The sequence below is a fragment of the Streptomyces sp. CB02366 genome (assembly GCF_001905905.1).
Classification (GTDB): domain Bacteria; phylum Actinomycetota; class Actinomycetes; order Streptomycetales; family Streptomycetaceae; genus Streptomyces.
In genome coordinates this window covers 541,952-555,665 of the sequence record NZ_LIVT01000001.1, presented here as the reverse complement: position 1 = coordinate 555,665, position 13,714 = coordinate 541,952, and the positions used below count along the sequence as shown (strand labels likewise).

The window sequence follows — 13,714 nt, the reverse complement described above, 5'->3', positions numbered from 1 at the left end:
GGTGCGAGCGGCCCCGGAGGCCGTACGGGGATCGAGACGGAGGTGACAGGCACATGGCATACCAGCTCAGCGGCGCCCCGCACGGGCCGGCCGCGGACCTGACCCGCGCCCACGCCGGCACCCCGGCCCGCCCGGCCTTCGCCATCCAGGTCAACGCCCTCCAGGCGATGTGCCGCCAGGTCTTCGGCTTCCGCCTGGCGATGATCGCGATAGCGACCCCGTACGCCATCGCCCGCACCGCGCCCGGTCTGCCCACCTGGTTCATCGGCACGGCGATCCTGGTCACCTTCATGGGCTCGTACCTGCTGTTCCGGGACTGGGAGCGGTTCGGCCCGTTCCTCCTGCGCCACCCCTGGCTCCTGGGCGTCGACGTGTTCTTCGGCGCCCTGCTGCTGGTCACGGCGACCCCGGAGTCGACGCTCGCCTACGTCACCGTCTGCACCCCGCTGCTGGCCGGTCTGGTCAGCGGATGGCGCGGCGCGGCGATCTTCGCGGCGCTCCAACTGGTCATCGTCTTCGGCGTGTACGCCGGCGTCCCGGAGTCGGTCGAAGGCGGGGCGGCACGACTCCTCCTGCCCGGCTTCTGCGTGATCGCCGGTGCGGTCGGCGTCACCCTGCGCAATCTGCTCCTGCGCTTCGGCGCGGCCACCCAGGCGCTCACCGAGACCCGGGCGCGGCTGGCGGTGAGCGAGGCGGTCGAGGGCGAACGCACGCGTCTGGCAAGGGAGATGCACGACTCGGTGGCCAAGACCCTGCACGGCCTGGCGCTGGCGGCCGACGGTCTGGCGGGCTCGGCGGACCGGATGGACCCGCCGACCGTGAAACTCCAGGCGGAACTGGTCGCCCGCGCCGCCCGCCGGGCCGCCGCCGAGTCGCGCGAACTGCTCAGCGACCTGCGCCGGGAACAGGGCCTGGAGGGCGGCGTGGATCTGATCGCCGAACTCCGGGCCCATGCCGAGGACTTCACCGCCCGCCACCCGGTCACGGCCACGTTCCGGCGACTGGCCGAGGAGACCCCGGTGCCCCCGGTCCCGCACGCGGTGGCCCGCCAGCTCGTCACCGTGGCCTCCGAGGCCCTGGAGAACGCCCACCGCCACGCGAACCCGACGTACCTGATCGTCCTCGCGGGCGTGAAGGGCGACATGCTCCGCGTCAGCGTGTACGACGACGGCCGCGGCCTGCCGGCCGGCACGACCCTGGAAGGGCTGCGCCGGGCGGGCCACTTCGGCCTGGTCGGCATGGTGGAACGGGCCGCCTCCATCGGCGCCCGCATCCGGATCGGCCGGGGCAGGGCCGAGAAGGGAACGGAGGTCCGGGTGGAACTCCCGCTGGCCGCGCTGACGGGAACGACCGACGGACCGGCCGCCCCCGCACCCCCGCACCCGGCCTCCCGGGCCCCCCGGCCCCCGTCGCCGCCCGCCCACTCCACACCCGCCCGCCCCGTGCCCGACCACTCCACGCCCGGCCCCGCTCCTGCGTCCGCCTGCTCCACGCCCGGCCCCGCTCCTGTGTCCGCCCTCGCGCCCGAGAACGTCACGATCCCCCACCCGTAACCCCGACCCTGAGAGGAGGTCGCAGCATGCCGGACGACGTCTTCCCCGCTCAGCACCGCTACGGGACGGCGGAACACCGCCCCGCCCACCGGCCCCCGTCGCCGCCCGCCCCGCTCGCCCAGGCCCCCGGCCCCGCCGGGCGCCCCGGGCCCCAGAACCCTGCGATCCAGCCCCCGGCCCCGCAGCCGCCGTACCCCGCGCCCGGCGGCCCCACGGCGTCCCCGTCCCCCTTCCCCCCGGCTCCGCCCGCCCCCGCCCCGGCCCGCCTGCGGGTGGTGGTCGCGGACGACAACCCGGTGGTCCGGGCGGGCCTGGGCGTCCTGCTCTCGGGCCGGGCCGACATCCAGGTGGTGGCGGAGGCGGCGGACGGCCGCGAGGCGTACGACAAGACGCTCCAGCACCGCCCCGACGTGGTGCTGCTCGACGTCCGGATGCCCGGCGTGGACGGCATCTCCGCCCTGCCGCACCTGGTCGGCATCGCACCCGTGCTGATGCTGACGTACAGCCGCGAGAGCGAGATCGTCCACGAGGCGCTGCGGCTGGGCGCGGGCGGCTATCTGGTGCACGGCGAGTTCACAGCGGACCAACTGGTCCAGGCGGTACGCGACACGAAGGACGGCCGCGCCTCCTTCACGGCCACGGCGACGGACGCCCTGCTGGCCCACATGCGGCAGGGCACGGAGCCCCGGCGGGGGCCTCTGCCCGAGAGCCTGGGTTCGGCACTGTCGACGGCCCCCGCCCCCGTTCCCGTCTCCGCGCCCGCACCGGTGAACGCGCCGTCCCGCTCGCTCGAACATGCGGAAAGCCTTTCGCACCTGCAACCCTCTGTGGGACAGTCTTCTCAGTCCGGGGGATCGGCGGATGCCCCCAACAGGCAGCAGTACAGGCTGAGTTCGCGGGAGGTGGAGATCATGGACCTGATTGCGTCCGGAATGAGCAATCAGCAGATCGCCGCCACCTGCTTCATCAGTGAGAAGACGGTCAAGAACCACATCAACCGCATCTTCACGAAGCTCCACAGCGCCACCCGCAGCGAGGCCATCGCCCACTGGCTGGGCACCGCGCCCCGGCACCCCGGGCGGCAGCCGTGAACGGGCGACCGCAGGGCGAGAGGGCCCAGGAAGCGCTTTGGGCCCGGGAATGGGCCCACGGGCCCTCTGGCGCAGCGCCGGTCTCCCTCTATGTTTCTCACGTCGTCGACGGCACCGGCCGGGAGGAAGCCGGTACCGGGGACGGCACCGCAGAAACATGCGAGTCGGCCGGCAACCGGTCGGCCGAACCCGGAGGGGAACACCATGTCGGACATCACCCTGAAGACCGCCGTCCGCGTCAACGGCTGGGCCAACACCGCCGTCAGCCGCCTCCAGAAGCGCTACGCGGCGAAGGACCGGGGCCAGACGGCGTTCGAGTACCTGGGCATCATCCTGGTGGTCGTGGCGATCATCGGGGCGATCGTGGCCACGGGCATCGGTGGCGCGATCTCGGCCCGGATCAGCGGGCTGGTGGATTCCATCACCGCCCAGTGATGACCGGTCGTCCCCGCAAGGACGCAGGGCAGGCCTTCCCCATCTACATCATGATGGTGGCGGGCCTGCTCTTCCTTGCGTTGGCCTTCTTCGCCGTCGGCAAGGCCTCGGCTCTCCGCAATGGTTCCCAAGGAGCGGCCGACGCCGCCGCACTGGCCGCCGCCCAGCAGGCCCGTACCAACTTCGGGCCCGGGTTCTACGCCTCGCTGCCCGGCAACATGCTGGACGCCTTCCTCGTCGCGCCCTTCGTCGCGCCCTGTTCCGAGGCGCAGCGACTGGCTTCCGCCAACGACGCGGACAAGAAGCTGTGCTACCCGACCTACGGACTCCTGCGCGACCGGATCACGGTCGAGGTCGAAGGCCGCAAGGCCGTGGACTCCTCGGTGATCCCCGGTTCACAGGACAAGAAAGCCAAGGCCGAGGCCACCGCGCTCATCGAGTTCCGCTGCCCCGACCCGAAGGCCGTGGACTTCAACAGCGACGGCGTCCAGGACCTCTTCATCTTCACGTGCCGGAACGGCGAGATTCTCGAGATCCCGCCCGCCAGCCCCCCACCGTGGGAGAGCGTGAGCAGGACCCTCTTCGATGTGCGGTTGGTCGACCAGTGACAGCGAACGATGAGTAGAGGAAACCGATCATGAGCATTCGGCACACCACGACGGGCAGAAGGGCGCTGACGGCTGCGGCGTTGACAGCCGTCTTCGGGCTGGCCCTCACCGCCTGCGGTGACGACGGCGGCAGCGGTGAGGCTAAGCAGGGCGGTGAGAACTCCGCGAAGTCTTCCGAACCCGCCACGCCGCCCACGGAGGAGAAGGGCGAACAGCAGCCGGACACCGCCGCGGGCGAGAACGTGGACCCGAATGCCAAGCTCGCGGAAATCCGCGGTGACGGCCTCGTACTGACCATCCACCAGGCCAAACGCGACTCGGGTGGGTTCGTCACTCTTCAGGCGTCGATCAAGAACGAGGGCACGCAGTCGAAGAACACGACCGCGTGGGCAGGCACGGAGACGGCCTTGTTGGCGAAGAACCCCAACTCGGTCGCCGGTGCGACCCTTGTCGACAAGGTCGGCAAGAAGCGCTACTACATTCTGCGCGACACCGAGAACCGCTGCCTGTGCACGACGGGCATTCCGCCTCTGCTGGCAGGGAAGAGCACTTCGGTGTTCATGCAGTTCCCGGCACCGCCGGAGACGACCACGGAAGTCGACTTCACTCTGCCGACCTTCGCGACCACGTCGGTGAAGATTTCCGGGTGACGGCGGACATGACACATACACGTACCCGTATGAGGTCGGCGGGAATCGCGGCCGCTTCGTTCCTGGCCGTCGCGAGTCTCACGTTGTTGGGGGCGACACCCGTCCTCGCCGACGACGGTCCCAGCGTCCCGCCGGGCACGGAGGCACAGTCGGTCCCACCCGTACAGGTGGATCCGAACGATCCCGACCTCAAGATGCCCGACGGCGGCACCCTCGGGCCGTCCAAGGTCCTCGACATCGTCCAGGTCGTCGAAGACCTCGGTGGCGAGGAGCGGCGCGAGGACAGCAACGCCGACATCAAGTTCGCGCTTCAGGCTGAAGTGCTGTTCGGCAAGGACAGCGCAAAGCTCAGCTCGGCGGCCAACGCTCGTATCGCCGCCATCGCCGAGGAGATCAAGAAGCAGAACGCGACCAAGGTCCGCGTCTTCGGCTTCACCGACGACCTCGGTTCCGCGGCCCACGGCGACGTCCTCTCCAAGAAGCGGGCCGACGCCGTGCACGGGGTTCTGTCGAAGGAGCTCGGCCCCACGATCACGTACGAGATCCGGGGCTACGGCGAGCAGTACCCGATCGCCAGCAACAGCAACGAAGAGGGCCGGAAGAAGAACCGCCGCGTGGAGGTCTCCTTCCCGCGGGGCGGTTCCTGACCGGCTTCCGCAGCCCTGCCGGTCCGGCCCGCTCCAGCGCGGGCCGGACCGGCAGGGCGCGCAGCGTAACGGCGGTGGGGCCGGACAGGACGCCTGTCCGGCCCCACCGCTCGTTCCCGCGTGCGGGCCCCCGCCTCACGCAACCCCAGCCCCGCTTCAGGCGGCGGCCCGGGAACCGGCGCCCCTCCACCGGCCGGCCCGAGGAGCGCCGGTAGCGGCGCCCCTCCACCGGCCGGTCCCTGGGTCTCCCGGTCGATCCTCTCCCCCCAGGGCTCCCCGAGCTCGTGGCCTCCCTGGGCCCCTGCGGCGTACAGGTTCCACCGAGCCCAGGGTTCCGCTGTCGCCCTCGCAAGATCCCCGGCGCGACGGAAATCGGCCAGATCCTCCGCGCGCCCGTCACTCGAACAGCGGACCGTCGTTGGCGTTGTGGATCAGCGCATCTCACGCAGCACGTCTGATGCGCAGCTCCTACGGATCATTCAGTACGCCTCACAGGGATGGAGACACGGTGGGCCCGTCGTGCGTGACCGAGCATTTCGAGCGCAGCGGAAGAGGGGCCGGCACCGGCGGGCGCGCGGTTCCCGGGGCGCCGGGGCCGGTGGCGTCCGCTGTCGGCCCAGCCGGTCGTGCGGGGGCGTCCGTGTCGGTCGTGGTGTCCGGGTGTGCGGTCGTGCCGTCGTCGAGGAAGGTGTGATGGGTGTGGAGGCCCACACGACGAACGAGCGGGTGACGGGACGCACCTGGACGGTGCGGCTGGACCCCGCCGGTCGCGGGCGTACGGACGTACGCGTCTCGTGCAGCCGGCCGGCCTGCGCCGCGCAGACGCTGCCCTCCGCGGCCGCCGGCCGTACGGCGGCGGTCGAGCATCTCAAGGCCCACCTGCGCACGGGCCCGGCCCCCCGCTCGGAGGCGTACTGCGCCTGCCGGGCCGCGGAGTGCCACACCCACATCCGCCCCGCCGGACCGCGTGAGCGTCCCACGCCGTGGCGGTGCGGGGGCGCGGTGGTCCTGGCCGTCGTGGCGGACCGGGAAGGCCGCTGGTGGCAGGTCATGGAGTGCTGCTCGCGCTGCGCCGCCGCCCACCCCACCGCGAAGGTCGTCGCCACCGCGCCGCCCCCCGACCGGGCCGTTTCCGACAGGCCCGTCCCCGGCCGGTCGGCCCCCGACGGGCCGGGCCTCGACGGGGCTGCTCCCGGCAGGCCCGCCCCGGCGGCCGACCCCTTCCGGATCACCGCCGGCCCCGCCCCGAACGGCCCGGCCTTCGCCCCGCACTTCTCGCACAGCACCCCCGTGCCCGCCGCGGCCTCGCGCGAGGTGCCGGCCCCCCGGTCGGCGAGGACCGCGAGGTCGTCGAGGCCGGTGCGCAGGCGGCCCGCGTGCGGGCGGATCGCCCAGCGCTTCGTCCCGCACGACCTCCGGCCCGTCTCGCTACGGGACGAGCTCACCGAACTCGGCGAACTCTTCCGCGCCTACCAGCAGCGCGACGAGCCCGACCTCGCGCTCCTCGCCGAACTCCACGACCGCAAGGCGGAAGCCTTCGCCGCCTGGGCCGAGATCACCTGCGATCCGGGACTGCGCCTCGACGCCCAGCGCGCCGAGCAGGCCGCCGCCGCCGCCCGGCTCCAGCACCTGCACCGCAGCGGCCAGGCCCCGGACGGCGAAGGGCCGACCGTGGCACGCCTGTTGACCGCCCGGGCACAGTGGGATCACGCACGGGCCGTCCTGGCGCACGTGGCCGACCACGCGCCGCTGCCGGGCCCGGAGGCGCGCCTGCTGGTGCTGATGCTGACCCTGCGCACCGCACAGTCCGGCGTCGGCAACCTCGTCGGGCAGGACGTCAAGGGGCTTCCTCTGTCCGACCCCGAGCACCTGGTGGGCCGACTGGTGGAGTGCGGCTGGCTGGAGATCTCCGGGAGTGTCGAGGAGCTGATGGCCTCCCGCCCGGAGGACCCCACCCGGATCAGCGTGCCGTCCCTGACGCCCCGCGAGGACGATCCGGGCCCGTTCACCTTCGGCCGGAAGATGCGCCCCCGGCTCAGCGGCTGGGCCCAGCGCGTCGTCGGGGAGAAGAAGCTGCGCAAGGCCAAGACCGGCGCCGACGCGCGGTTGCTCGCCCTCGCCCTGGCCACCCAGGTCTACGTGGACGGCTACCTGGGGCCCGAGGGCGACGGCATCGACCTGGAATCCCTCGTCTCCTGGTGCGCCATCGACCCCGAGACCCTGCCCGGCCTCGTGGACGAACTGACGGCGACGGGCTGGCTGGAGGAACCGGAGATGTCCGACGGCCTCCTCACCGGCATCCTGGCCGAGCGGGTCCTCCCTTTCAGCTGCCCGCTGCTCTGAGGAACGGAACCCCTGCCGTCCTCCGGCCGTGGACCGTGGTCACCCGGTCGCCCGGACGCCCGGTCGGTCGCCGGAGCGCGATGGCCGTGACCACGGCGTCGCCGCCGGAGCCATGCCACCGGCGCAGACGGGTCGGGCCCGGGCAGCAGGGGCAGGAGACGCAGCACTTGCCGCGCCGAGAGGAACGGCGTCCAGCGAGGGAAGATCTGACCCCCGGGTACAGCAGCCCCAGAAGCAGGAAGACCATCACCCCTGCGGTCGGCACGGTGACGTCGATCCCCGCCCGAGCCGAAGGGCTTCGCGCGTCCCGACGCACCCGTGTTCGCCTTCCATCAGCCCTGGGCCGTCACGTCGATCGCATCGCCGCCCAGCGTCCAGATCGTCTTCCCCTCCCGCCCTCTCGCTCGGGGGAGGAGCGAACGGCCCCGCGGAGGAACCGATGAGAGGCACGCGCGGGGCGGGGCTGCGAGCCGCCCCGGCGCCGGTGCCCACGTCGGTGGACCGGTGCCCTACTTGACCGTGATCGACGCCACGAAGGCGTCCAGGTCCTCCGCGTCGACCGCGTCCTTCACCGCGTTCAGGCGCACCACGAACGGCACGCCCTCCGTGTCCACGCCCGCGACCAGGACCCCCGTCATCGGCGTCCCCCTGGTGGGGGTGTCCTCCTGGCCGTCCGCCGTGAAGTCGTAGTCGATCCGGCGGGCTTCGCGGGCCTCGCGCGCGTCCTCCGGGCCGGCGAGGCGTACGTCCTCGGTCGCCTTGCGCGTGGAGTTCAGGCCGATGCCCGCCCCCGCCGCCGCGGCCGCCCCCGCCGCGTCGTGCACCCCCGTCGCGAAGTCCAGCTGGACCGAGACCATGCCGGTGCGGATGCCGTCCTTCTCCTGGAGCGCCACGGCGGCGTTGCTCTTCGCCCGTTCGGCCGCCGGCTGTTCCGCGTACCCCTCGTCCTTCGGGTAGCCCACGTTCAGACTCCTCGTCTCCAACGTGCCCCAGCCGTCCGGAACATCGGCCGCGCCCCCGCCGTCGCCGCACCCGGACAGCAGCAGGGCCGCTCCGAGGACGGCCGCCGCACCGGCCGCCCAGCGGCTCCGGGCCCGCACCGGCGCCCCCGTACCCCGCGCGTCCCGCGCCCTCCACGTCCTGGCAAGCACCGTTCGGGTCACCGTCTTCCCGCCTCTCCGCCGCATCGTCAGTTCGCGCAATAGCTGTAGGGAAGATAGGCGCGCGCGTCGCCCCGCGGGGCCCCGAGGAACCGTGCGTCCGTCAGCGTCTCCTTCTTCTCCTCCGTGGAGAGGGAGAGCCCGAGGCTCATGCCGAGCGAGATCTCGAAGCCGAACTCCTGGGCGTCGCTCTCCCCGGTGTACCGCAGGGTGCTCGACAGGCCGTCCTCGAACATCAGCTGCTGGAACGGGTCGGCGCCGTCCGGGCGGTTCTCCATGCCGTGGTCGCCGAAGAGGTACTCGAAGGGGGCGGTGTTGTCGCCGGAGCCGTCCAGCCACTGTTCGGCGACGGCCCGCTTCGCCTCGGTGCCCGCGTCCGTGTCCTTGCCGAAGACGATCGAGTTCGTCACCACGTCGATGCCGGTCCCGCCCGAGGAGTCGGAAACGCCTCCCTTGCCGCCGCGCTTGTCCTGGCCGCTCTCGCCGTTGTCCCCGCCGACCTCGACCTTGCCGGACGTCGAACCGCTCTCCACCGTCTGCGTCATGTCGATGCGGACGATCTTCCCGGTCTTCCGGTCGCGGGTCACGGTGATGGCCCCGGTGCGGTTCTGCTTGGCGCCCACGGTCCCCTTGAGCGGACCCGTGTTCCCGCTCGCCCTGCCCTCCAGTTCGAGCTTGGCGGTGTACGTGGCCGACTCGTTGCCGTTCACGTCGTCCCGGGTGATCGTCACCTCGGGCGAGAATTTCGCCTTGCCGCCCAGCTTGGCGCCGAGTTCGTCCTCGTCGCCGCCCTTGACCGAGAGCCCGCCGTCCGCGTACGCGTTGAGGCCGACCGTCGAGTAGGAGATCTTCTTGTCACCGATCTTCTTCTCGACGGCCTCCTTCTTCTCCGCCCACTTCATCGCGGAGTACCAGCCGCCGCCGTAGCCGCCGCTGTGCTTGGTGGAGGTCTCCCACAGCTTCATCTCCTCGATGTCGTCCCGCATCCGCTGGGCTTCCTCCTCGCTCGTGAAGATCCAGGTGTCACCGTTGGTGATCTTGATGCCGCCGCCGATGTCGACGTCCGCCTTGCCCAGGCTCCCGAGCTTCACGCCCGGCGTACTGGCGGTGGCCCCGGCGGAGGCGGCATCGGTGAACGTCATGGAGACGATCCTGTCCTTCCCGTCGACCGTGCCGTCGCCGTTCACATCGGTGTTGGCCTGGGAGACCTTCTGCTGGAAGCCGTACTCCTCGCCCCACTCGAACCAGCCGACCTTGACCTTGCCCCCGGCCGTGTCCGAGATGCTGGAGACCTGGCACATCTTCGGCTCGTAGTCCGCGTCGGTCTTCGGCTTCGCCTCGGGGCCGGCCCCACCGGAGGAGCAGGAGCCGCCGCCCCCGGCCAGCGAGCTGATCGCGCACCGCAGCCGCTCCCCGATCTTCCCGCCGACCCCGGCCATCGCCATCGCGCCGATCAGCAGGGTGACGAGGACGACGACGCCCAGGTACTCGGTCGCCGTCGCGCCGCCGTCCCGCCAGTTGTACGCGTACCGGGGCGGCTCGGGGGCCCGGGTGGCGCGCTCCTCCAGCAGCCGGTCGACGGCCATCCCCGAGGCCGCACCGGCCGCCAGCGAGACGGCCGGCATGAGGACGCCCTCGATGCCGACGACGTCCCCGGCGACGGCGAAGCCGTACAGCAGCCCGGCCAGGGGTACGGCCAGGGCCGCGAGCGGATACAGGGTGCGCGAGGACGCGCGGTGCTCCTCGGGGAGGACGCGGGCGGCGGCCAGGACCGTCAGGAGCGTCACGGCGAGGGCGGGCAGATGGATCAGCCCCAGCCGCCAGCCGAAGGCCTCCAGCCGCGCCTCGGTGCCGAGCAGTTCGACCAGGACCCGGTTCATGGCGAGGCCGAGGGCGAGGTAGACGAGGCCGCCGGTCACCCAGCTCCGGGTCAACGCGAAGAAGCGGCCGCCCCGGTGGCCGCGGTGCGGGGCGTGGTCGCGGTGCGGGGCGCCGGCGATGCCGTCGCGCCCCTGCGGTATGCGGCCCGCGCCCCGGTCTCCCCAGCCCCCGCCACCGTTCACGGCGCACCTCTCCTCGACCCCGCGCGTGTTGCCCGACGGCTGAGAGCGTACGGACGGGGGACCGGCCCGACCCGGGCCTCCGGCCCCAAAGACGGACCCAAGGACGGTGCGGCCGGACCGGGTCGGGCCGGGTGTTCCGCCGGGGCCGTCAGTGGGTCCGTGGGCCCACGCCGCCCCGGCCGCCGCTCAGTACGCTCGGATGCGCCGGGGGCTGCCGACCGCGCCGCCGCGATGCCGAACGATGGGGTGGGGTGGGCGTCGATGGGTGCCGGATTCTTCTACTCGTACCACCTGGGCTGGTCCCGGCCGGACGCCCGGACGCTCCTGGGCGACCTGGAGGCCGAAGGGCTGCGCCCGGTGCATCCGGCGACCGGCCGTACGGTGCTCGTCAGCCTCGACTCCGCTTCCCTGGGGGCCCGTTCGCCCATCACCCGTGAGCAGTTGCTGTCCCTCGCGGGCCTCCAACGGCTGGACGAGGTCGGATTCCGGCTGTGGGCCGACGCGGGCCCCGACCTCCTGGTGCGCATCCGGCGGGCCCGGGGCGGCGTCGTCGCCGTCGAGTTCTCCGTGGGGGAGCTGCCCGGCCCGGAACGGGAGCACGCGGTGAGCGCCATCCGGCGGACCGTGGGCCGGGCCTCCGTCCTCTGCATCGGCTTCGTCGTGGACCGGACCGGCGCGACGGCCGCCACCGACTGGGACGGCGTCGTCATCGAGGGCGCCGCACCCCTCGACGCCTGGCCGGACACCGTCGCCGTACGGGACGACACCGCCGCCCGCCATCCGCAGCTCGCGGTCACGGACGCGGTGGACATGGCCCCGTGGAAGGTGTTCGGGAACGAGGTGCTGGGGGTCTGAGCCGGGGCCGGACGGAGGCCCGGGCCGGGGAGCCGGGCGGGGGCGGGGGCCCGGTCGCCGGGACGCCGGGGCGGGGCGGACCCGGTCCGACGTCATAATCGGCCATATGTCCGATCACCAGCTCCGCCCCCGGGCCCCGGCGCCCACCGCCCCGGCCCCCGGTCCCCGCGCCCCCGGCTCCCGGGCCGCCGCCGCGTTCCGGGCCGCCGCGCCCGCGCTCGCGGTCTACGCCGCTGTGCGGGCCCTGGGGCTCCTGGTCTTCTGGGCAGCCGCGTCGGCCGCCGGGAAGGACCCGCTGGGGCCGCTCAGCGGACGCTGGGACTCCGTCTGGTACCAGCGCATCGCCGAGAACGGCTACGGCTACACCGTCACCCTCCCGAACGGCTCCGTCCACCCCGATCTGGCGTTCTTCCCCCTCCTCCCCGCCCTGGAACGCGCCGTCTCCGCCGTGACCCCGCTCACCCTCGGCGGCGCGGGCCTCCTGGTCGCCTGGACGGCCGGGCTGCTCGCCGCGTGGGGCGTCTACGCCGTGGGGGCACGGCTGCGCGGGCGGCGTACGGGGGTGGTGCTGGCCGCGCTCTGGGGCGTCTACCCGACGGCGTTCGTCCAGTCGATGGCGTACACCGAGACCCTGTTCACCGCGCTCGCCGCCTGGGCGCTGTACGCCGTCCTCACCGACCGCTGGATCGCGGCGGGCGCGCTCTGCGTCCTGGCCGGGCTGACCCGGCCCACGGCCGCCGCGCTCATCGCCGCACTGACGATCACCGCCGCCGCCACCCTCGTACGGGAGTACCGGGAGAGCCGGGAGGGCCGGAAGTACCGGGAGGGCCGCGCGGGGCCGGGAGGCCGGGAGAGGAGTCCCGCCGGACCGGTGCCGCGCCGCCGCGCCCGGATGCTCGCGGGTGTGGCGCTCGCACCGCTGGGCTGGCTGGCGTACGTGGTGTTCGTGGCGGTACGGGAGGGCGACCCGTTCGCGTACTTCGAGGTCCAGGCGCAGTGGGGCAACGCCATCGACGGCGGCGTCGCCCTCGCCTCCTTCATCGCCGGCCTGCCCTGGCCGGCGGCCCTCGGCCTGTGTGCGGCGCTCGGGCTGCTCGGGTGGCTGGTCGTCCTGTGCGTACGGCAGCGGCAGCCGCTCCCGGTCCTCGTCTACGCGGTCGCGATCGTCGTCATCTCGCTGATCGGCGCCGGGTACTTCGGCTCCCGGCCGCGGCTGATGATGCCCGCCTTCCCCCTGCTGCTGCCGCCCGCCGCGGCCCTCGCGCGGCTGCGGACGACGGGACGCACGGCCGCCGTGCTCACCGTGCTCGCCTGCGCGTCGGCGGCCTACGGGGCCTGGACCCTGCTGGGCGCGGGCCCGCCGTAGAGAACCTGTGCCTGGTGCCTGGTGTCGGGCGCCCGGGCGCTCACGCGGGTCCGGCGGTCCCCGGCGCGGGGGCCTCCGCCGCCGTCAGCTCCACCCGCACGCCCGGGCGCACCCCCCACCGCTCCATCGCCCCGGCCTCCGCCTCCACCACGTGCCGGGCCCGCAACCGGGGCAGCCCGAGGCGGCCGGGCCGCATCGTGGTGACCGCCAGGACCCGGAACGTGCGGTCCAGGTACGCCACATCGATGGCGAACCGCATCCCGAAGGTGTGCACGCTCCCGCACGGGGTGAGCATCAACGCCCCCTCGATCCCGTCCCGCCCGAGCAGCCCCCTGGTCCGGGCCCGGTACGAGGCCGCGATGCGCAGCGGCACCTCCCGGGCCCCGGAGTCCGTGCCGACCGTGAGCGTCCCGTCGCCATCGCGCCATGTCCTCATGGGCACCGACCGTAGTCCCCGGCGAAGGCGTACGGACCCCGAACGGCGGCGCTTGGGTCCTGGCCGTCCGCTCTGGGCCCCCGGACCCAAGACCCCTGTTCCCGACGACCGTTAGGGTCGTCCCGTGGACGCCGTGCTGCTCGTCGTCGCCGCGGTCTGGGGTGCCGTCACCGGACTGCTGATCCCGCGCGCCGCCTACCGGTTCGCCGTCGAGCCCGAGGAGCCGTGGCGTACGGCGTGCCCGACGGGCCACCCGCTCACCGGTCCGGTCCGGGGCTGGCTCGGCCCGGTCCGCTGCGCACCCTGTGCCGCCCCGGGGCCGCCCGCCGCTCCGGGGGCGACCACGGCCCGGGCGGCATCCGGAGCGCCGGCGGCGGCCGCGGCCCCGGACCGCCCCACCGCCGAAGCCCCCGCCTCCGAGGCCTCCACCGCCGAAGCCCCCGCCTCCGAGGCCTCCACCGCCGAAGCCCCCGCCTCCGAGGCCTCCGTCACTGAAGCCCCCGCCCC

General features: G+C 73.5%; 12 protein-coding genes and 1 pseudogene. 10 read left to right on the top strand and 3 right to left on the bottom strand.

Annotated features, from left to right (window positions below):
• Window positions 1-53: 53 nt before the first annotated feature.
• The 7 genes from AMK24_RS02355 (at window position 54) to AMK24_RS02325 (ending at window position 7,327) form a co-directional block, all read left to right on the top strand.
• Window positions 54-1,553, top strand: coding sequence for a sensor histidine kinase (locus AMK24_RS02355; protein WP_073764446.1), 1,500 nt, complete (start codon window positions 54-56; stop codon window positions 1,551-1,553).
• Window positions 1,554-1,579: 26 nt separating this feature from the next.
• Window positions 1,580-2,644 (top strand): response regulator transcription factor, encoded by a 1,065-nt coding sequence (locus AMK24_RS02350; protein WP_073764444.1) that lies wholly within the window; start codon window positions 1,580-1,582, stop codon window positions 2,642-2,644.
• 204 nt (window positions 2,645-2,848) lie between these two features.
• On the top strand, window positions 2,849-3,079 hold the full coding sequence (locus tag AMK24_RS02345) for a hypothetical protein (protein ID WP_073764443.1): 231 nt from the start codon (window positions 2,849-2,851) through the stop codon (window positions 3,077-3,079).
• Window positions 3,079-3,687 carry a pilus assembly protein TadG-related protein gene (locus AMK24_RS02340; RefSeq protein WP_073764441.1) on the top strand — a complete coding sequence of 203 codons (609 nt, stop codon included), beginning with the start codon at window positions 3,079-3,081 and terminating at the stop codon, window positions 3,685-3,687. The genes AMK24_RS02345 and AMK24_RS02340 overlap by 1 nt, the downstream gene beginning before the upstream one ends.
• A gap of 29 nt (window positions 3,688-3,716) precedes the next feature.
• The gene (locus tag AMK24_RS02335) at window positions 3,717-4,337 is read left to right on the top strand and encodes a hypothetical protein (protein WP_073764439.1); all 621 of its coding nucleotides are present in this window, start codon (window positions 3,717-3,719) and stop codon (window positions 4,335-4,337) included.
• Between the two features lie 29 nt (window positions 4,338-4,366).
• The gene (locus AMK24_RS02330) at window positions 4,367-4,984 is read left to right on the top strand and encodes an OmpA family protein (RefSeq protein WP_107427333.1); all 618 of its coding nucleotides are present in this window, start codon (window positions 4,367-4,369) and stop codon (window positions 4,982-4,984) included.
• A 693-nt stretch (window positions 4,985-5,677) separates the two neighbouring features.
• Entirely contained in the window at window positions 5,678-7,327 is a 1,650-nt protein-coding gene (locus tag AMK24_RS02325; RefSeq protein WP_073764437.1) for a hypothetical protein, read from the top strand.
• Window positions 7,328-7,836: 509 nt separating this feature from the next.
• Here AMK24_RS02325 and AMK24_RS02320 read toward each other — a convergent pair.
• Window positions 7,837-8,373 carry a hypothetical protein gene (locus tag AMK24_RS02320; protein WP_384579938.1) on the bottom strand — a complete coding sequence of 179 codons (537 nt, stop codon included), beginning with the start codon at window positions 8,371-8,373 and terminating at the stop codon, window positions 7,837-7,839.
• Window positions 8,374-8,516: 143 nt separating this feature from the next.
• The gene (locus AMK24_RS02315) at window positions 8,517-10,550 is read right to left on the bottom strand and encodes a hypothetical protein (RefSeq protein ID WP_073764433.1); all 2,034 of its coding nucleotides are present in this window, start codon (window positions 10,548-10,550) and stop codon (window positions 8,517-8,519) included.
• A 261-nt stretch (window positions 10,551-10,811) separates the two neighbouring features.
• On the opposite strand from AMK24_RS02315, the gene AMK24_RS02310 reads away from it, so the two are divergent.
• Together AMK24_RS02310 and AMK24_RS02305 are read left to right on the top strand one after the other, a co-directional pair.
• Window positions 10,812-11,405 carry a hypothetical protein gene (locus AMK24_RS02310; RefSeq protein WP_073764431.1) on the top strand — a complete coding sequence of 198 codons (594 nt, stop codon included), beginning with the start codon at window positions 10,812-10,814 and terminating at the stop codon, window positions 11,403-11,405.
• A 106-nt stretch (window positions 11,406-11,511) separates the two neighbouring features.
• Window positions 11,512-12,771: a glycosyltransferase family 39 protein gene (locus AMK24_RS02305; RefSeq protein WP_073764429.1), complete on the top strand. Its 1,260-nt coding sequence runs from the start codon at window positions 11,512-11,514 to the stop codon at window positions 12,769-12,771.
• Window positions 12,772-12,811: 40 nt separating this feature from the next.
• Here the strand turns inward: AMK24_RS02305 and AMK24_RS02300 are convergent, their stop codons facing one another.
• Window positions 12,812-13,207: a DUF192 domain-containing protein gene (locus AMK24_RS02300; protein ID WP_073764427.1), complete on the bottom strand. Its 396-nt coding sequence runs from the start codon at window positions 13,205-13,207 to the stop codon at window positions 12,812-12,814.
• 124 nt (window positions 13,208-13,331) lie between these two features.
• On the opposite strand from AMK24_RS02300, the pseudogene AMK24_RS34515 reads away from it, so the two are divergent.
• Window positions 13,332-13,714: pseudogene (locus AMK24_RS34515) on the top strand (prepilin peptidase); the annotation flags it as partial.